We start from the raw sequence: 17,784 nt of genomic DNA on the forward strand, positions 1-17,784 counted from the left end.
AAACCTCGAGCTCATGCATTCCGGCGAGAGCATCCGCAGCGTGGTCAAATGATGGCTCCGACGACCTACACAACCGACATCAAGGGTCTCGACGAGTTCTCCGCGCGGGAACTCTACGACCTCCTGAGAATGCGCGTCGACGTCTTCGTCGTCGAGCAGAACTGCCCCTACCCGGAACTCGACGGCAAGGATATCGATGCCCTGCATCTGCGGCTGCTGGAGGGCGCCGAACTGCTGGCCTCGGCGCGGATCCTGAAACCGCATAAGCCGCAGGATGCGTCGAAGATCGGTCGCGTGGTCGTCTCGCCTGCCCATCGCGGCAAGCGTCTGGGCGATGCGTTGATGAGCGAAGCGATCACCGCCTGCGAGCGGCTTTATCCGGCAAATGCCATCGCCTTGTCGGCGCAGGCCCATCTGCGGCGCTTCTATGAATCCTTCGGTTTTATCGGGACATCGCAGGAATATTTCGAAGACGGCATTCCCCACATCGATATGGTCCGCCAGCCGGCCACGCAGCCGGCATGAGGATATTGCCATGATCTATGTCGACGCCGATGCCTGCCCGGTCAAGCCGGAAATCCTGAAGGTCGCGGAACGCCTTGGCCTCGAAGTCACCTTCGTCGCCAATTCCGGCCTGCGCCCCTCGCGCGATCCGATGATCCACAACGTCATCGTCTCCAACGCCTTCGACGCCGCCGACAACTGGATCGCCGAACGCGCCGGCGTGGGCGATGTCGTCGTCACCGCCGATGTGCCGCTCGCCGTGCGTTGCGTCGCGACCGGCGCCTTCGTCAGCGGTCCCACGGGACGCGTCTTCGACGAGACCAATATCGGCATGGCGAGCGCCATGCGCGATCTCGGCGCGCACCTGCGCGAAACCGGCGAGAGCAAGGGCTACAACGCAGCCTTCAGCCCGAAGGACCGTTCACGCTTCCTCGAAACCTTCGATCGTCTCTGCCGCCGCGCCAAAAGCCTTGCCGCGGAGGCTGGCGGGCAGCCGTGATGCAGCAACTAAAGGTGCTACGGCGTCCTTGCACGGTCTAAAAGACGCTCGGCGCTATAGGCCGCAAGAAACGGGTGGCATGGCAGCCATGCCGATTCCTACCTTGAAGTCGGCCGTTTCCTCACGCATATAGGCGCTATCGCAGACGACTGCGGCATCCTCTGGGATGCAACCGTCGCGGGGACGGCCTCGCTCTTGAACAAGGAGAGGCGTATGGCCTGGTTTCTGCTTTTTCTCGCCGGTCTTTTCGAATGTGGCTGGGCAATCGGCCTTAAATATACCGAGGGTTTCACGCGGCCGCTGCCGACTGCGCTGACCGTCATATCCATGGTGGTGAGCATCGTGCTGCTCGGCCTGGCGGTGAAGCATCTGCCGATCGGCACCGCCTATGCGGTCTGGACCGGCATCGGCACGGTCGGCACCGTATTCCTCGGCATCTGGCTGCTTGGCGATGAGGCAAGTGTCTCCCGCCTTGCCTGCATCACGCTGATCGTCGCCGGCATCGCCGGTCTCAAGCTTACCGCCTGATATGAAATCGAGGGGCGCCGCTGACGCCCCTCAGTCTTTCGTTCAAACCGTCTTGCGGTTATCGACGGCAAAAGCGCCGGGACCGGAGAAGACCAGATAGAGGAAGACGAAGCAGAACAGGATCGCCGCGTCGCCCTGGTTGACGGCCGGGAAGAAGCTGCTCGGCGCATGCGCCATGAAATAGGCGACCGCCATTTCACCGGCCAGCAGGAAGGCGACAGGGCGCGTCAGCAGGCCGACGAGAATAAGGATGCCACCGACAAGCTCGAGAAAGGCGGCGAAAAGCATCAGCGGCGACAGCGAGCCCGCCATCTGCGAAGCCGGGAAACCGAAAAGCTTCATCGTGCCATGCTCGATGAACAGCAGGGCGGTGATGATTCTGAGAGCGGCCAGCCCATAGGGGCGATAGGCAGAAAGACGCTCGAAACTTGACATTAAACCTCTCCTTTAAAACAATAAGAGCCGAGCGTTAGCTTGTCCTCGGCAAGGATTGAACACACGGATCGCTGACGGCTGTTCACTTTTTCGACAGCAGTTAAACACCTGAGGCCACAGCTTTATTCGGCGGAAAATGTCAAAGCGGAATGTTGTCGTGTTTCTTCCACGGATTGGCGAGATCCTTGTTGCGCAGCATCTTCAAACCGCGCGCCAGCCGCCGCCGGGTCGAATGCGGCATGATCACCTCGTCGACATAACCGCGCTCGGCGGCGACGAAGGGCGAGAGGAACCTGTCCTCGTACATTTTCGTGTGCGCGGCGATCTTCTCCGGATCGGCGATATCCTTGCGGAAGATGATCTCGACGGCGCCCTTGGCGCCCATCACGGCGATCTGCGCCGTCGGCCAGGCATAGTTGAGGTCGCCGCGCAGATGCTTCGACGCCATCACGTCATAGGCGCCGCCGAAGGCCTTGCGGGTGATGACGGTGAGCTTCGGCACCGTCGCCTCGGCATAGGCGAAAAGCAGCTTGGCGCCGTGCTTGATGAGGCCGCCATATTCCTGCGCCGTACCCGGCAGGAAACCCGGCACGTCGACGAAGGTGACGATCGGAATATTGAAGCAGTCGCAGAAGCGCACGAAGCGGGCCGCCTTGCGCGAGGCGTCGCTGTCGAGGACGCCGGCCAGCACCATCGGCTGGTTGGCGACGAAACCGACAGTGGAACCTTCGATGCGGCCGAAGCCGCAGACAATGTTCTTGGCAAAGCTCGCCTGGATCTCGAAGAAATCCCCCTCGTCCGCCACCTTCCGGATCAGTTCCTTGATGTCGTAAGGTTTGTTGGAGCTCGCCGGCACCAGCGTATCGAGCGAGGCATCGATTTCTGTCACCGATTGGTAACATTCGATCTCCGGCAGCGGCGCCGTGTTCGAAAGCGGCAGGAAATCGATCAGCCGGCGCACCTGCAGCAGCGTTTCGACATCATTCTCATAGGCGCCGTCGGCAATCGACGAGCGCACCGTATGCACCACGGCGCCGCCGAGTTCTTCGGCCGTCACCGTCTCGTTGGTGACGGTTTTTACCACATCCGGCCCGGTGACGAACATGTAGGAGGTATCACGCACCATGAAGATGAAATCGGTCATCGCAGGCGAGTAGACGTCGCCGCCGGCGCAGGGACCCATGATCACCGAGATCTGCGGAATGACGCCGGAGGCGAGCACATTGCGCTGGAATACCTCGGCATAACCGCCGAGAGCCGCCACGCCCTCCTGGATACGGGCACCGCCCGCATCATAGATGCCGACGATCGGCGCGCGGTTCTTCAGCGCCATGTCCTGCACCTTCATGATCTTCTCTGCATGCGCTTCCGACAGCGAGCCCCCGAAGACGGTGAAGTCCTTGGCGAAGACGAAGACGGTGCGGCCATTGACCGTGCCCCAGCCGGTGACGACGCCGTCGCCGGCGATACGGCTCTTGTCCATGCCGAAATCGGTGGAGCGATGTTCGACGAACATGTCGAACTCCTCGAAGGAGCCTTCGTCGAGAAAAAGGTCGATGCGCTCGCGCGCCGTCAGCTTGCCGCGCTTATGCTGGGCGTCGATGCGGGCTTTGCCGCCGCCGAGGCGGGCGACGTCGCGGCGTCGTTCCAGCTCTTCGAGAATTTCCTTCATGCGATCTCCCTCGCCGCTGCGGGCGGCAATCCGGCGGTAGATTTTGTTCTAGCGGCTGCGCCCGCTGAGTGAGAAAACCGAGCGTATTCTTGCGGCGGCGTCCTCGGCCAGGATCTCGTCTGCAAGCTTGGGATCGGCAGCGATACTGGTGACGTCGAAGGCGCTGACGGCAATGACCGAGCCGTCCTCGACCGAGGCTGCGTCGATGCTGATCTTGGCGACGTTGCGGTCCTTCTGGAAGCCAAGGCCCTTCTGGACGGAAACCACGCGGATCGTCAGCACCACCCGCGGCAGCACGGTGTCACGCACGGTGGCATTGATCGCTGCGTTGACGCGGTCGTTGATGCCGGAAAGCAGCTCGGCCGGCATGTTCGGACCGGAGAGAACGACGGCGCTGCGCACATCATAGACCGGCGCCGCCGGCTTGGTGGCCGAGAGGCTGCCGCAGGCCGTGAGCGCGACACAGACGAGTGTCGCCCGGCAAAAACACGACCTCAGCCAATTCATTGCAAAATCCCGCACCACCCCGTTGGAGTCGCAGACTTCGTCATAATGCATTGGAAGGCAATATGTTTCAGGCGCTTAGGGCGAAAAAAACATCAGCTGCGGCTTTGAACTCGGCAAAGCGCTTGGCCCGCCGCTCCTCGGCCTCCTCGTCGCTGCCCCAATGCTCGATCGTCCAATCCTCGTCGAGATGGGCAAGCGACCAAGCCTCCTCCACCGTCACCCGGCCCTCGGCGAAGGCGAGCGCCAGGATCGCCGAGCCGGTCAGCGTGGTAACTGTGTGGAGGGCGGCAAGCGCCATCGGGCTATCATATCTCGCAAGCGTAACGGCGAAGGCGGCAATCGCCTCGCGCGGCTGCTCATGCGGCATCACCCCTTCGACGAGGATGAAGCGGGCGCCGAGATCGGTCGCCGCCCAGTCGATTACGGGATCCCAGCGTTCGGCCTGGCGCTCGACCAGCAGTGCCGGCTCCTCGGCGCGGTAGCAAATGAGGTCGCTGGATGAAAAACGCAATATATCCTCGAAGATCGCCTGCGCGTTGACGGCAACGCCGTCGAGTGCCGTATTGACGAGCCGCGTCACCGGCATGCTCAGGGGATTGATCTCCTCGCCTTGCGCCTGCCATTCGGCGGCGACAAGCCGCGCCAACGCCTCGGTCGGCACGGCGAGAACTTGGCGCGCCGGCGTGCGCACCATCTTGCCGTCGAGCGTGATCGCAAAACCACCCTCGTGCTCGGCAACGGAGACATCGGTATAGAAACGCTTCGGCAGCGGCTTCTTCATCTGGATCTGCGCGCGGCGGATGGGATCGGGATGGCTCAGGCCTTCGGAAAGGTCGTTCAGCAGATCGCGCATGGGCTCACCTCAGCAAAAATGACGCAATATCTCGTTCGGATGGTAGGCGATCGCATCAGCGCCGTTGGCGATCAGCTCATCCACGCTGGCATAGCCCCAGGCAACGCCGATCGCCTTGGCGCCGGCGGCCTTTGCCATCTGCATATCGTAAACCGCATCGCCGATGACAATGGTGTCGGCAGCACTCATGCTGGTTTCATCGCAGCATTCCGTCACCATGGCCGGATGCGGTTTGGAGGGGCAATCGTCGGCGGTGCGTGCGACGATGAAATGCTTGTCGAAGCCATGCGTCTCCATCACCACCTTGAGCCCGCGCCTGGATTTGCCCGTCACCGCGCCGATCAGCAGGTCATCGCGCCCGCTGATCGCGTCGATCATCTCGCGAATGCCGGGAAACAGCGGCTCCTTGTAGTCAAGATCTTGACGCACGATCGAGAACAGCGACTTGTAGTGCGCCGTCATGTCGATATCTTGCTGCTCCACATGCGGCCTGCCCTGCATGCGGGCGATCGCAATATCGAGGGACAAGCCGATAATAGCCTTGGTGTCTTCAAATCGCGGTTCCGGCTTGCCGAACTTGTCGAAGGTCCTGCGGATGGTTTCGTGGATCAGCGCAGCACTGTCGACCAGCGTGCCGTCGCAATCGAAAAGGGCAAGTTTCATTCGGCGTCCCTTTCGGCACTGGCGAGATCGAGGCCGAGAAGATTCCAGGTCTGGACCATATGTGACGGCAGCGGCGCGCTGACGCGCAGGCGGCCACCGGAGGGGTGCGGGATGTCGATGTGACGTGCGTGCAGATGCAGCTTCTTCTGGACGCCGCCTGGAAAATCCCAATTCGGATCGTCGTCGAAATACTTCGGATCGCCGATGATCGGGTGGCCGATATGCAGAGCATGAACGCGCAACTGATGGGTACGGCCGGTATAGGGCTCCATCTCCAGCCATGCGAGGTTCTGTGCCGCCGTCTCCAGCACGCGGTAGAAGGAAATCGCATGGTCGGCGCCGTCCTCGCCGTGCTTGGCGATGCGCATCCGGTCGCCGTCGGCGGTCGGCTCCTTCACCAGCCAGGTCGAGATCTTGTCCTCGTGCTTACGCGGCACGCCCTTGACCAGCGCCCAATAGGTCTTCTTGGTATCGCGCTCGCGGAAGGCAGCCGTCAGTTTCTGTGCCGCACCGCGGGTGCGGGCGATGACGAGAACACCCGATGTGTCGCGGTCGAGACGATGGACGAGCCGCGGCTTCTCGCCCTTCGGGCTGGTCCAGGCTTCGAGCATCTGGTCGATATGCCTGGCCACACCCGAGCCACCCTGCACCGCAAGACCAGGGGGCTTGTTGAGCACGATCACCTTTTCGTCCTCGTGCAGCACCATGCGCGACAGAAGTTCGAAATCGGTCGAATGCTTGAGATCCTTACCGGCGATCGGTCCGGATTTCAGCTTCGCATCGACATCCATCGGCGGCACGCGCACCGTCTGGCCGGGCTGCACGCGCGCATCCGATTTGACACGTCCACCGTCGACGCGCACCTGGCCGGAGCGCAAGAGCTTCTGCAGCGGACCGAAGCCGAGCCCGGGAAAATGCACCTTGAACCAGCGATCGAGCCGCATGCCGGCTTCATCGGGTTCAACCTTGATATGTTCTATGCCAGCCATAAGAAATCTTTCGGAAATTGCAGCGCAGGCCAAGCCGGCGTTCTTGCCGCAGCCTTTAGAGCATTTTCGCGCAAAACGGAAACCGGAAAAGAAATCAGGCCAAAGCGCGCATGACGGCAAGGCCGGCGATGACGGCCGCCATCGAAAGCCCGACGCTCGCCGCAATGTAAATGCTGCCGGCGACAGCCTCGCCGCGTTCGAACAGCGAGATCGCATCCAGCGAGAAGGCCGAGAAGGTTGTGAAGCCGCCGAGGAAGCCGGTGATCAAGAGGAGGCGCAGTTCCACCGAGGCGTTGAACTTCCGCGCGATCAGCTCGGCGAAGACGCCGATGAGGAAACAGCCGACGACATTGACGGCGAGCGTGCCCCAGGGAAATGATGGACCCATGAGTCTCAGCGCCCATTGGCCGACATAATATCTGAGAAGAGAACCGATGGCGCCGCCGACGGCGACGAGAAGAGCCTGGATCATCAGCCGGATTTATCGCAACTCCGCAGCGATTCCAATCGAGAAGGAATGAATTCTTACCATCCGGTAAAATGCCGATGATTTTTTTATAATGGCGCCAAGGTCGTGCCGATACGCTGACGGCATGACCCAGCTCCTGTCCATATCGGCGAACACCGCCGCCATTGCCTTCGACTCGCTCCGAATCCCGCAGCGTGTTGCGACGAGCACCGCCGCCCGCGATGCGCGCCGCATTGCCGACCGGCAGCTGAAGGCCGAAGGCACTGAGGAAATAGAGGAGCCCTCCAGCATCATCCAGTCAACCGAAGTGGCCCTCGACCTGATGGCCAAAGGCAACCGCCAGCCGCAGGCCGGCCTGAAACAGGCGCTGCGATCCTACGAAGATTTCTGAGGCCATCGCCTTCCAAACGAAAGCCCGCGGCTGCAGCCTACAGTCGCGGGCTTTTCTGTTTGATCAGTCTACTTCATTTGCCTTGGGCGGAGAGTACCTGCAGGACAAGATCGACCTTGCCGGCCTTTTCGAAGGTCAGCGTTACCGGCACCGTATCGCCCTGCTTGAACGGCGTCTTCACCTTCTGGAACATCAGGTGCAGGTTGCCGGGCTCGAGCTTGACCGTCTCGCCGGCGGCGATGGCGATACCGTCCTTCAGCTGGCGCATCCGCATGACATTGTCCTTCGTCACCATCTCGTGGATCTGAACCTCCCCAGCTGCAGACGAGCTGACCGACACCAGGCGATCGTCCGCCTGGCCGTTATTCTTCACCGTAAAAAAGCCGCCGCCGACCGGCTGGCCGGGCAGCATTGCCTTGGCGAACCCGCCGGAGATTTCGAGATCACCGGCCTTGACCGTGTCGCCGGCCGGTGCAGCAGCGCCCATGCCCGCCATACCAGACATGTCCATGCCGGCCATATCGTGATGATCGTGGCCATGGTCTTCACCGGCAACGACCTTCAACAGCGGCGCCGGGCTTTTCATCCCATGCGCGTCGCCGCCTTCCTTGGCCACCTGATCCCAGGCCGTGACCGTGTCGCCGCACATCTGCGTCACCGGAAAGGCGAGCGAGGTGCCGGCCTCGACGCCCGATACTTTACCCTGGATGACGAAGGTGTCGTAGAAATCGTCGGAGAGATTGCCATTCTTCCAGCGGATCTCGATCGCGCCCGTCTTCACCTTGTCGCCGTGATTATCGTAGGTCTTCCGGTAGTTGCCCTTGATCACCTCGAGTTCCCAGCCGGCCTTCGGCTGCGGCTTGGCGAAGACGAAGCCTTCCGGCAGTTTGACCCGCACTTCCGTGGTCGCCTTGCCGTCGCAGCCATGCGGCACCTGCAGCGCGGCGAGAATGGTGCTGTCCTGCGTCGCCTCTCTGTCGAGGAAGGTCACATGCGCCTCGGCGCCGGCAAAGGCGGCCACGGAAAAAACGGCAGCAAGCCCGAACGTCTTGCCAAATGTCTTGATAGTTTTCATCGGATGTCTCCTCGCCGGCCGCGGACTTCTCTCGGGCGGACCGGCATGCTGCTCATGATTGCGAAGGCAGATCAGGCGAGGATGGGAGGCGCGCGGGAATTCGGCCGGCTGACAGCACTTGCATCGGCAACGGCTGAGATTTCGATCGGCGCGTTGATCAGCGAGGCGAGTTTGCGCTCGAGCCAGGAGCCCGCATCCGGCATCGGCAGGATGACGGAGGCCGACAGCCGGCAGGCTTCGCAATTCGGTTTGAAGGCGGAGGTCTTTCCGTCGGCGTCCTTCACGGTAATGCAGAGCGAGGCGAAAGTGCCGTCGGGCAGCACATAGGCCGCGCTATCGTAGCCTTCGGAGGCGACAGCCTGCGGCGCCTGATGGGCGAGGCCGAGCAAAGCCAAGCTCAATGCGCAAAGCATGCGCAGGAAGAGCGTCGCTTTCAGTCCGGTCTGCCGCATGAGATCCCCTTCAACAGCATGTCGCGATAGCCGGTTTCCCGGTGAAATGCAAAAGCAGATTGCCGCAGATTAGGGCTCAGCCGGCATATGGCGACAAAAAATTGTCCGGTGACGACATTTGGCCTTGCCAAGCGCTGCACCCGCCGGATAATTGCGCCAACCTTGTTGGGAGAAGCCGGTGCTTTCGCCACCGGTGCCGAAGGAGCAACCGCCCCGGAAACTCTCAGGCAAAAGGACCAGCAAGGGGCAGACGGAACTCTGGAGAGAAGCGTTCTCGAAACGCTCGCCGAAGGGATAACAATCTCAGGCAAAGGGACAGAGGGGGCTCAGGAGAGAAGTGCGCAGCCGCGCCTTCAGATTTGAGCCCGCGCCTTCGCGAGAAGGCGCAAACCCCGGAGGCGTCTTTTGGACGATACTGCTGCCCTGAAGAAAACCCCGCTGCATGCCCTGCATCTTTCGCTCGGCGCCCGCATGGTGCCGTTCGCGGGTTACGACATGCCGGTGCAATACCCCTTGGGCGTGATGAAGGAACATCTTCATACCCGCACTGAGGCCGGCCTCTTCGATGTCTCCCACATGGGCCAGGTCATCGTGAAGGCGAAGTCGGGCAGCTACGAGGATGCGGCGCTGGCGCTTGAAAGCCTGGTGCCGGTGGACATCCTAGGCCTTGCCGAAGGTCGCCAGCGTTATGGCTTCTTCACCGATGATACCGGCTGCATTCTCGACGATCTGATGATCGCCCATCTCGACGACCACCTCTTCGTCGTCGTCAACGCCGCCTGCAAGGAGGCCGATCTCGCCCATCTGCAGGCACATATCGGCGACCAGTGCGACGTCACCCTTCTCAACCGCGCTTTGATCGCGCTGCAGGGGCCGCGCGCAGTCGCGGTTCTCGCCGAACTCTGGGCCGACGTCGCTGCGATGAAGTTCATGGACGTGCGCCACTGCCGCCTGCACGATGTTTCCTGTCTGGTCTCGCGCTCCGGCTATAGCGGCGAGGACGGCTTCGAGATCTCGATTCCATCAGACAAGGCCGTGGATGTCACCATGCGCTTGCTCGAACATCCCGATGTCCAGGCGATCGGCCTCGGCGCCCGCGATTCGCTGCGCCTCGAAGCCGGTCTCTGCCTCTACGGCAACGACATCGACACGACCACCTCGCCGGTCGAGGCGGCGCTGGAATGGGCCATGCAGAAGGCAAGGCGCGGCAACGGTGCGCGTGCCGGCGGCTTCCCGGGCTCCGGCCGCATCCTGTCCGAACTCGAAAACGGCGCTGCCCGCCGCCGCGTCGGCCTGAAGCCGGAAGGCAAGGCGCCGGTGCGCGGCCATGCCAAGCTCTATGCCGATGCCGAGGGCAAGATCGAAATCGGCGAGGTCACCTCGGGCGGCTTCGGCCCCAGCGTCGAAGGACCCGTCGCCATGGGCTATGTGCCGCTCTCCCATGCTGCGGCAGGCACGCTCGTCTATGCCGAGGTGCGTGGCAAATATCTGCCGATCACCGTCAGCGCCCTGCCCTTCGTCACCCCGACCTACAAACGCTAAACCTTTTCCAGAGAGGACGAACAATGCTGAAGTTTACCGAAGAACACGAATGGCTGAAGATCGAAGGCGGCGTTGCAACGGTCGGCATCACGACTTATGCCGTCGAACAGCTCGGCGACCTGGTTTTCGTCGAACTGCCGGAAGTCGGCGCGACCTTCTCCAAGAACGGCAATGCCGCGACCGTTGAATCCGTCAAGGCTGCTTCCGATGTCTATTGTCCGCTGGATGGCGAAATCACCGAGGTCAATCCGGCCATCGTTGCAGATCCCTCGCTGGTCAATTCCGATCCTCAGGGCGCCGGCTGGTTCTTCAAGCTGAAGCTGGCAAACGCTGCGGACGCCGATGGTCTGCTCGACGAGGCGGCCTACAAGGAGCTCACTGCGTAATGACGACGCCGACAGAATTCCAGTTCACCGACTATCAGCCCTACGATTTCGCCAATCGCCGCCATATCGGCCCCTCGCCGGCCGAGATGACCGATATGCTGAAGGTGATCGGCTATAACAGCCTCGATGGCCTGATCGACGCGACGCTGCCGCCCTCGATCCGCCAGAAGGCGCCGCTCGTCTGGGGTGCGCCGATGACCGAGCGCGAGGCGCTCGACAAGCTGCGCGAGACCGCCAACAAGAACAAGGTGCTGGTCTCGCTGATCGGCCAGGGTTACTACGGCACCATCACGCCGCCTGTCATCCAGCGCAACATCCTGGAAAACCCGGCCTGGTACACCGCCTATACGCCCTACCAGCCGGAGATCAGCCAGGGCCGCCTGGAAGCGCTCCTGAACTACCAGACGATGATCTGCGACCTCACCGGCCTCGACGTCGCCAACGCCTCGCTGCTCGATGAGGCGACCGCCGCCGCCGAAGGCATGGCGATCGCCGAGCGTGTCGCCAAGTCGAAGGCGAAGGCCTTCTTCGTCGATGCCGACTGCCATCCGCAGACCATCGCCCTCATCCGCACCCGCGCCGAGCCACTCGGCTGGAGCGTCATCGTCGGCAATCCCTTCACCGATCTCGATCCTGTCGACGTCTTTGGCGCGATCTTCCAGTATCCCGGCACGCACGGTCATGTGCATGATTTTACCGGCCTGATCTCGCGCCTGCATCAGACCGGCGCCATCGCAATCGTCGCCGCCGATATCCTGGCGCTGACGCTGCTGAAATCGCCCGGCGAAATGGGTGCCGATATTGCCGTCGGCTCCTCGCAGCGCTTCGGCGTCCCGGTCGGCTACGGCGGCCCGCATGCGGCTTATATGTCGGTCAAGGATGCCATCAAGCGCTCCATGCCTGGCCGCCTCGTCGGCGTTTCCGTCGATGCCCGCGGCAACCGCGCCTATCGCCTGTCGCTGCAGACCCGCGAACAGCATATCCGCCGCGAAAAGGCGACGTCGAACATCTGCACCGCCCAAGTGCTGCTGGCCGTCATGGCCTCGATGTACGCCGTCTTCCACGGCCCGAAGGGCATCAAGGCGATCGCCCAGCAGGTGCACCAGAAGGCCGTGCTGATGGCCAAGGGCCTGGAAAAGCTCGGTTACAAGGTCGAACCCGAGACCTTCTTCGACACCATCACCGTCGATGTCGGCCATATGCAGGGCCTCATCCTGCGCGCCGCCGTCGCCGAAGGCGTCAATCTGCGCAAGGTCGGCGAAACCAAAATCGGCATGAGCCTCGACGAACGGACCCGGCCGGCGACGCTCGAAGCCGTCTGGCGCGCCTTCGGCGGCAATTTCACTATCGCCGATTTCGAGCCTTCCTACCGGCTGCCGAAGGGCCTGCTCAGGACCAGCGATTACCTCACCCATCCGATCTTCCACATGAACCGCGCCGAAAGCGAGATGACGCGTTACATCCGCCGGCTCTCCGACCGGGATCTGGCGCTCGACCGCTCGATGATCCCACTCGGCTCCTGCACGATGAAGCTCAACGCGACGGCGGAAATGCTGCCGATCACCTGGCCGGAATTTTCCGACATCCATCCCTTCGTGCCATCAGACCAGGCGCTCGGCTACCGCGAGATGATCGACGACCTGATCGAAAAGCTCTGCGCCGTCACCGGTTACGACGCCTTCTCCATGCAGCCGAATTCCGGTGCGCAGGGCGAATATGCCGGCCTGCTGACCATCCGCAACTATCATATCGCCAATGGCGACGGCCATCGCGACGTCTGCCTGATCCCGACCTCGGCGCACGGCACCAACCCGGCTTCGGCCCAGATGGTCGGCATGAAGGTCGTCGTCGTCAAGGTGCGCGAAAACGGCGATATCGATCTCGACGATTTCCGCGCCAAGGCGGAGCAGCATGCGGCAAACCTCTCCTGCTGCATGATCACCTATCCTTCGACGCACGGCGTCTTCGAGGAGACCGTCAAGGAAATCTGCGATCTGGTGCATGAGCACGGCGGCCAGGTCTATCTCGACGGCGCCAATATGAACGCCATGGTCGGCCTGTCCCGTCCCGGTGACATCGGCTCCGACGTCAGCCACCTGAACCTGCACAAGACTTTCTGCATCCCGCATGGCGGCGGCGGACCCGGCATGGGCCCGATCGGCGTTAAGGAGCATCTGGCTCCCTATCTGCCCGGCCATCCCGAAACCGACGGCCGCTCGGGTGCGGTCTCGGCCGCTGCCTTCGGCTCGGCCTCGATCCTGCCGATCTCCTGGAGCTATTGCCTGATGATGGGCGGCGAAGGCCTGACGCAGGCGACCAAGGTGGCGATCCTCAACGCCAACTATATCGCCACCCGGTTGAAGGGCGCCTACGACGTGCTCTACAAATCGGAGGCCGGCCGTGTGGCGCATGAATGTATCATCGATACCCGCCCGCTGGTCGACAGCTCCGGTGTCACCGTCGACGACGTCGCCAAACGCCTGATCGACTGCGGCTTCCATGCGCCGACCATGAGCTGGCCGGTCGCCGGCACATTGATGATCGAACCGACGGAAAGCGAGACCAAGGCCGAACTCGACCGTTTCTGCGAGGCGATGCTGGCGATCCGCGAGGAAGCCCGCGCCATCGAGGACGGCCGCATGGACAAGGTGAACAACCCGCTGAAGAACGCCCCGCACACGGTGGAAGATCTCGTCGGCGAATGGGATCGCCCCTACAGCCGAGAACAGGCCTGCTTCCCGCCCGGCGCCTTCCGCGTCGACAAATACTGGTCGCCGGTCAACCGCGTCGACAATGTCTATGGCGACCGCAACCTGATCTGCACCTGCCCGCCGGTGGAGGCTTACGCGGAGGCCGCCGAGTAGCGGTCAAGCCTGATTCAGTAGCGAAAGGCTGGACAATCCAAGCCCCTTCCATCATGGGAGGGGCTTTCCTAATTCTGATAGAATGCGCGAAAGAAGGTCATCTCATGCCCCAGGATCAAAGCGAAGCAAGAATGCAGGCGCCCTGGTCGAAGCCCGTGCTTATCGCCCTCGAAGAGCCCGGCCAATACGTGACCATCGATAACACCCAGGCCGCCTCCTGGGCGATGATCGAGGACTGGCCGACGGAAGACGGTGCCGCACTCGACCAGGCGCTGCTGATCTGCGCCGACGTCATCAAGGGCAAGCGCGCCGGCGAGGATGCACGCAAAGCGTTCATCGCCGCCGCAGTCGAAGCGGGCCTCGACATCAAGGCCTGAAGGGCGGCGATCGGCAAAGAGCCGCTGGAATGGACGATAAAGACTCCGCGCCCCGCGTAGCTCAACTTAAGAGCAGTGGACTGGTTTGCAGCCGATCCGGGTTCAATTCCTCGGCAGGGGCACCAGTTTCCCAGTACCCCTGCTCTACTCTGTCAGCACCAAAGTGTGTGCGGTTTACGGCCTAGAAGCGCTCGCCGACCATATCCTCGCTTTTGGCCCACAATCCCCTGGCCGTCTCGGGATCGAGCGCGTAGCTGCGCACGCCTTCGGAAATCGGGCTGATCTCTGCATCCGTCACTTCGGAGACGTGGCAGTTTTCGCAATATCTGCCGCCGACCACGTCTGCCGGGGCGACGAAACCTGCCCAGACCGATGTAGCGGCACCCTGCGGGATCGTCTTCCACTGGAAGGGCGGCTTGCCCTCGGCGGCGAGTGCTGCGTTGATCTGCGCTATCATACCTTCGATCATGTCAGGCTCGAGATGACGGCCGAGCTCGGTGTTGATGCCGCCGGGATGCAGTGCCGTCGCACGGATGCCGCGCTCCTGGAGGCGCCGGTCGAGTTCCACCGCGAACAGGACATTTGCGGTTTTCGACTGGGCATAGGCCGCCCAAGGCTCATAGGTCTTGCTCTCGAAATTGAGGTCTTCGAGGCTGAACGGAGCCATGCGATGGCCCGAGGATGCGACGATCACCACACGTCCACCCGATTTGACGAGTGGTGCGATGCGGTTGACCAGCACGAAATGACCGAGATGGTTGGTGCCGAACTGCGTTTCGAAACCATCGGCGGTGCGCCCGAAGGGAGCGGCCATCACGCCGGCATTGGCAATGACGACATCGAAGGGGCGGCCATCCGCAATGAGCGCATCGGCGCAGGCGCGCACGCTTGCCAGAGAAGCAAGATCGAGCTCGACGATATCAAGGCTGCCACCATTGGCGGCACCCGCGCGCACGACTTCCGTTGCCGCCCTCCCCTTTGCGAGGTCACGTGCCGTACCCACCACCTGCGCTCCACGGGCTGCCAGCACACGCGCGGTTTCGACGCCGAGCCCGGCCGAAACACCCGTCACCAGAACACGCTTGCCCTTGAGATCAACGCCGGCGAGCACCTCGTCGGTGGTCGATGTCGCGCCAAAAAATCCACTCATGATTATCTCCTTGATCATGGACGCACCGCTCCGGACTGGTGAACCATTGCCCACAGGCCTCAAATGGAATAAAAGGAGGATGCCTCCAGATAAATACGGAGGGCGCCTCCGTTTATCAAGGGGACCTCTCGGAAATGGCCGAAAAAAGTGACGGGTCCACCGTCCGAAAGCCGCGTGCGGATGCCGAACGCAATCGTCTTCTGCTGATGGAAACGGCAAAGACCGTCTTTGCCGACAAGGGTTCCAGCGCCAGCCTGGAGGAAATCGCCCGGATCGCCGGCGTCGGCATCGGCACACTCTATCGCCATTTCCCGACGCGTGATGCACTGGTTTCCGCCATCTACCGCAACGAGACGACGCAGCTTGCCGCTGCCGCAAAAAGCCTTGCCGAGACACATCCGCCTGTCGAAGCGCTTCGCCTGTGGCTGGTGCAGTTCGTCGATTATGTCGTGACGAAACGCGGCATGTCCGAGGTACTGGATTCTTTGGTTGGCGGCACCTCCGAGCTCTATGCCGATTCTGCCGATTTGATCATAGGCGCCGTCAATCTGCTGGTGGATCGCGCAGTCGCCACCGGTGAAATCCGTCTGGCGATGGACCCGCTCGATATCCTGCGCGCGCTGGCCGGCGGCGCGAGCATCAGCTGTGGCCCCGCCTGGCGGGATGCGGCAAGGCAACTCATCGATATTCTGATTGCGGGTATGAGAGCCAGTCGCTGAGGCTGTTTCGGACGGAGGTGCGAGAGAATGGCGACATCGACATGGAGGATTTCCGGGCACAAGGATCAAATTTAACCTTTCTTAGCAAGTCTCTGTTAGCAATTCAGAAAGGCGGCTTCCATCAGAGTGGATCACCGTCGATCCCTTGTTTTGCGTGCAGGTTCTTATGCGTCCATCGGCAGTGCCAGCAATCCTCCTCGCCGCCCTGATCCTCTCGGGATGCGCTGCCAGTTCTGGCGCCGAAGATGTGCTGGGCAATGTGCCGTCACCGGAAACGACTAATGCCATCGCCCAGCCGAGCGGCCCGATTCCTGCCGCCGCGGTGGGCGTTTCCGCGCCGCTGGCAAGCCCGCCGCAGCAGGCGTTGAGCTGGGCTGGACAAGTTCCCGAGCCGCAGGCGCTCGTGCCCGCCGACAGGCCGGTCGGAATGCCGCTGCCGACAGATAAGCCGGTCGCGCTGCTGATGCCGTCCAATCCCGCCGGCAATGCAATGCCCGATGTCGGCACCAGATCGCCGACACGCGGGCAAATTTACGGCCACCGCTTCCGCGATGCCAAGCCGATCAACTTCGGCTCCACTTCGCCGAGAAAGCTTGCCGTGCACGGCGTCGATGTGTCGCGCTGGCAGGGCGAGATCGACTGGGAGACGTTGCGGCGGCAAGGCGCGAACTTCGTCTACATCAAGGCGACCGACGGCGGCGATCACCTTGATCCGATGTTCAAGAAGAACTGGCGCCGGGCCAAGGAAGCCGGCCTGAAACACGGCGCCTATCACTTCTTCTATTGGTGCCGGACAGCCGGTGAGCAGGCCGACTGGTTTATCCGCAACGTGCCGAGGGAAGCCAACGCTCTTCCGCCCGTCATCGACGTCGAATGGAACGGCGAATCGAGCTGCAAGAGGCGCATCTCCCCCGCACGTGTTCGGGAAAAGATGCAGGTTTTCATGGACAAGCTGGAGCGCCATTACGGCCAGCGCCCGATCATCTATACCGCGCCGGATTTCTACCGCGACAATTTGAAGGGTCAGCTGCTCAACTATCCCTTCTGGCTGCGCTCGGTGGCCGCTCACCCCTCCAAGGTCTACCCCGGCCGCAAGTGGGTCTTCTGGCAATATTCCGGCTCCGGCCTCTCCGAAGGGGTCGACGGCAAGATCGACCTCAACGTCTTCAACGGCAGCGAGAGCGATTGGCACGACTGGGTGGCGTCGCGATAGCGACTGCTCCATGGTTCTGCCGCCTCCCGTTCCGTACCAATCCGGAACAGATGCAGCGGCAAGGCGCGCGCATCTATAGGTCTTTGCTAACGCAACGCCTTCAACATTCTCTAAGCCCTTGCATGTAGAAGAATTTCATCCAGTTCTGGGGAAATGGTTGATGAGCATATCGGGTATTACGAGCACGGCTCTTTCGGGAATGCGGGCACAGACGACGCGGGTTAGCGCGATTGCAAACAACATCGCAAACAGCAGCACGCCGGGCTATGCCAGGCTGAACACCAGCCTCTCTCCGGTTGAGACTGGTGGCGTCCAGGCCGTCGTCAACCCGACGGCGTCAGATATCGATCCGGCCACCGAACTGACCGACCTGATCGAAGCCGAGCAGAGCTACAAGGCAAACGCCGTGGTCTTCGAGACCGGCGCCGACATGTGGGAAATGCTCATGAGCATCAAGCGCGACTGAGCGCCCTACCCGCATAACGTCCCTGCCGCG

21 protein-coding genes and 2 riboswitches are annotated in these 17,784 nt (G+C 62.1%); of the genes, 11 read left to right on the forward strand and 10 right to left on the reverse strand.

Features of this window, described 5'->3' with window-relative positions:
• Positions 1–51: 51 nt before the first annotated feature.
• The 3 genes from OIU37_RS03200 to sugE all read left to right on the forward strand — a co-directional run bounded on the left by OIU37_RS03200 (position 52) and on the right by sugE (position 1,531).
• A complete protein-coding gene (locus OIU37_RS03200; protein WP_182210299.1) occupies positions 52–525 on the forward strand; it encodes a GNAT family N-acetyltransferase in 474 nt (157 codons plus the stop codon).
• Between the two features lie 10 nt (positions 526–535).
• Entirely contained in the window at positions 536–1,003 is a 468-nt protein-coding gene (locus OIU37_RS03205) for a YaiI/YqxD family protein (RefSeq protein ID WP_180695059.1), read from the forward strand.
• 213 nt (positions 1,004–1,216) lie between these two features.
• Positions 1,217–1,531: a quaternary ammonium compound efflux SMR transporter SugE gene (gene sugE, locus OIU37_RS03210; protein ID WP_003559670.1), complete on the forward strand. Its 315-nt coding sequence runs from the start codon at positions 1,217–1,219 to the stop codon at positions 1,529–1,531.
• 42 nt (positions 1,532–1,573) lie between these two features.
• Here sugE and OIU37_RS03215 read toward each other — a convergent pair whose 3' ends face one another.
• From OIU37_RS03215 to crcB, 7 genes are all read right to left on the reverse strand, one after another.
• Entirely contained in the window at positions 1,574–1,966 is a 393-nt protein-coding gene (locus tag OIU37_RS03215; RefSeq protein WP_171602563.1) for a DoxX family protein, read from the reverse strand.
• 139 nt (positions 1,967–2,105) lie between these two features.
• Positions 2,106–3,638 carry an acyl-CoA carboxylase subunit beta gene (locus tag OIU37_RS03220; RefSeq protein WP_180695058.1) on the reverse strand — a complete coding sequence of 511 codons (1,533 nt, stop codon included), beginning with the start codon at positions 3,636–3,638 and terminating at the stop codon, positions 2,106–2,108.
• 48 nt (positions 3,639–3,686) lie between these two features.
• Entirely contained in the window at positions 3,687–4,145 is a 459-nt protein-coding gene (locus OIU37_RS03225) for a hypothetical protein (RefSeq protein ID WP_180695057.1), read from the reverse strand.
• A 67-nt stretch (positions 4,146–4,212) separates the two neighbouring features.
• Positions 4,213–4,998 carry an ATP12 family chaperone protein gene (locus OIU37_RS03230; RefSeq protein ID WP_180695056.1) on the reverse strand — a complete coding sequence of 262 codons (786 nt, stop codon included), beginning with the start codon at positions 4,996–4,998 and terminating at the stop codon, positions 4,213–4,215.
• Positions 4,999–5,007: 9 nt separating this feature from the next.
• Complete coding sequence (locus OIU37_RS03235) at positions 5,008–5,661, reverse strand: HAD-IA family hydrolase (protein ID WP_264255631.1); 654 nt, start codon at positions 5,659–5,661, stop codon at positions 5,008–5,010.
• Positions 5,658–6,650: an RluA family pseudouridine synthase gene (locus OIU37_RS03240; protein WP_168311378.1), complete on the reverse strand. Its 993-nt coding sequence runs from the start codon at positions 6,648–6,650 to the stop codon at positions 5,658–5,660. The genes OIU37_RS03235 and OIU37_RS03240 overlap by 4 nt, the downstream gene beginning before the upstream one ends.
• 94 nt (positions 6,651–6,744) lie before the next feature.
• Positions 6,745–7,122 (reverse strand): fluoride efflux transporter CrcB, encoded by a 378-nt coding sequence (gene crcB / locus OIU37_RS03245; RefSeq protein WP_264255633.1) that lies wholly within the window; start codon positions 7,120–7,122, stop codon positions 6,745–6,747.
• A 121-nt stretch (positions 7,123–7,243) separates the two neighbouring features.
• Here crcB and OIU37_RS03250 point away from each other — a divergent pair, with 121 nt between their 5' ends.
• Complete coding sequence (locus OIU37_RS03250) at positions 7,244–7,510, forward strand: hypothetical protein (protein WP_180695053.1); 267 nt, start codon at positions 7,244–7,246, stop codon at positions 7,508–7,510.
• Positions 7,511–7,583: 73 nt separating this feature from the next.
• Here OIU37_RS03250 and OIU37_RS03255 read toward each other — a convergent pair whose 3' ends face one another.
• Entirely contained in the window at positions 7,584–8,585 is a 1,002-nt protein-coding gene (locus tag OIU37_RS03255) for a DUF1775 domain-containing protein (protein ID WP_264255634.1), read from the reverse strand.
• 71 nt (positions 8,586–8,656) lie between these two features.
• On the reverse strand, positions 8,657–9,037 hold the full coding sequence (locus OIU37_RS03260) for a hypothetical protein (RefSeq protein WP_171602565.1): 381 nt from the start codon (positions 9,035–9,037) through the stop codon (positions 8,657–8,659).
• A 156-nt stretch (positions 9,038–9,193) separates the two neighbouring features.
• Positions 9,194–9,282, forward strand: a riboswitch (glycine riboswitch).
• Between the two features lie 3 nt (positions 9,283–9,285).
• A riboswitch (glycine riboswitch) is annotated at positions 9,286–9,366 on the forward strand.
• Between the two features lie 76 nt (positions 9,367–9,442).
• On the opposite strand from OIU37_RS03260, the gene gcvT reads away from it, so the two are divergent.
• The 4 genes from gcvT to OIU37_RS03280 all read left to right on the forward strand — a co-directional run bounded on the left by gcvT (position 9,443) and on the right by OIU37_RS03280 (position 14,206).
• A complete protein-coding gene (gene gcvT / locus OIU37_RS03265) occupies positions 9,443–10,579 on the forward strand; it encodes a glycine cleavage system aminomethyltransferase GcvT (protein WP_264255636.1) in 1,137 nt (378 codons plus the stop codon).
• 23 nt (positions 10,580–10,602) lie between these two features.
• Positions 10,603–10,965 carry a glycine cleavage system protein GcvH gene (gene gcvH, locus OIU37_RS03270; RefSeq protein ID WP_003539971.1) on the forward strand — a complete coding sequence of 121 codons (363 nt, stop codon included), beginning with the start codon at positions 10,603–10,605 and terminating at the stop codon, positions 10,963–10,965.
• Complete coding sequence (gene gcvP, locus OIU37_RS03275; protein WP_240603212.1) at positions 10,965–13,829, forward strand: aminomethyl-transferring glycine dehydrogenase; 2,865 nt, start codon at positions 10,965–10,967, stop codon at positions 13,827–13,829. The genes gcvH and gcvP overlap by 1 nt, the downstream gene beginning before the upstream one ends.
• A gap of 131 nt (positions 13,830–13,960) precedes the next feature.
• A complete protein-coding gene (locus tag OIU37_RS03280; RefSeq protein ID WP_240603560.1) occupies positions 13,961–14,206 on the forward strand; it encodes a DUF982 domain-containing protein in 246 nt (81 codons plus the stop codon).
• A 181-nt stretch (positions 14,207–14,387) separates the two neighbouring features.
• Here the strand turns inward: OIU37_RS03280 and OIU37_RS03285 are convergent, their stop codons facing one another.
• Positions 14,388–15,356 carry an SDR family NAD(P)-dependent oxidoreductase gene (locus OIU37_RS03285; protein WP_180695049.1) on the reverse strand — a complete coding sequence of 323 codons (969 nt, stop codon included), beginning with the start codon at positions 15,354–15,356 and terminating at the stop codon, positions 14,388–14,390.
• A 134-nt stretch (positions 15,357–15,490) separates the two neighbouring features.
• Here OIU37_RS03285 and OIU37_RS03290 point away from each other — a divergent pair, with 134 nt between their 5' ends.
• The 3 genes from OIU37_RS03290 (at position 15,491) to OIU37_RS03300 (ending at position 17,754) form a co-directional block, all read left to right on the forward strand.
• The gene (locus OIU37_RS03290) at positions 15,491–16,075 is read left to right on the forward strand and encodes a TetR/AcrR family transcriptional regulator (RefSeq protein ID WP_180695048.1); all 585 of its coding nucleotides are present in this window, start codon (positions 15,491–15,493) and stop codon (positions 16,073–16,075) included.
• Between the two features lie 166 nt (positions 16,076–16,241).
• Entirely contained in the window at positions 16,242–17,288 is a 1,047-nt protein-coding gene (locus OIU37_RS03295; RefSeq protein WP_171602570.1) for a GH25 family lysozyme, read from the forward strand.
• A gap of 160 nt (positions 17,289–17,448) precedes the next feature.
• Positions 17,449–17,754, forward strand: coding sequence for a flagellar basal body rod protein FlgC (locus OIU37_RS03300; RefSeq protein WP_180695046.1), 306 nt, complete (start codon positions 17,449–17,451; stop codon positions 17,752–17,754).
• Positions 17,755–17,784: the final 30 nt, after the last annotated feature.

Source organism: Rhizobium sp. BT-226 (assembly GCF_025847085.2).
GTDB classification, from domain to species: Bacteria; Pseudomonadota; Alphaproteobacteria; order Rhizobiales; family Rhizobiaceae; genus Rhizobium; species Rhizobium sophorae.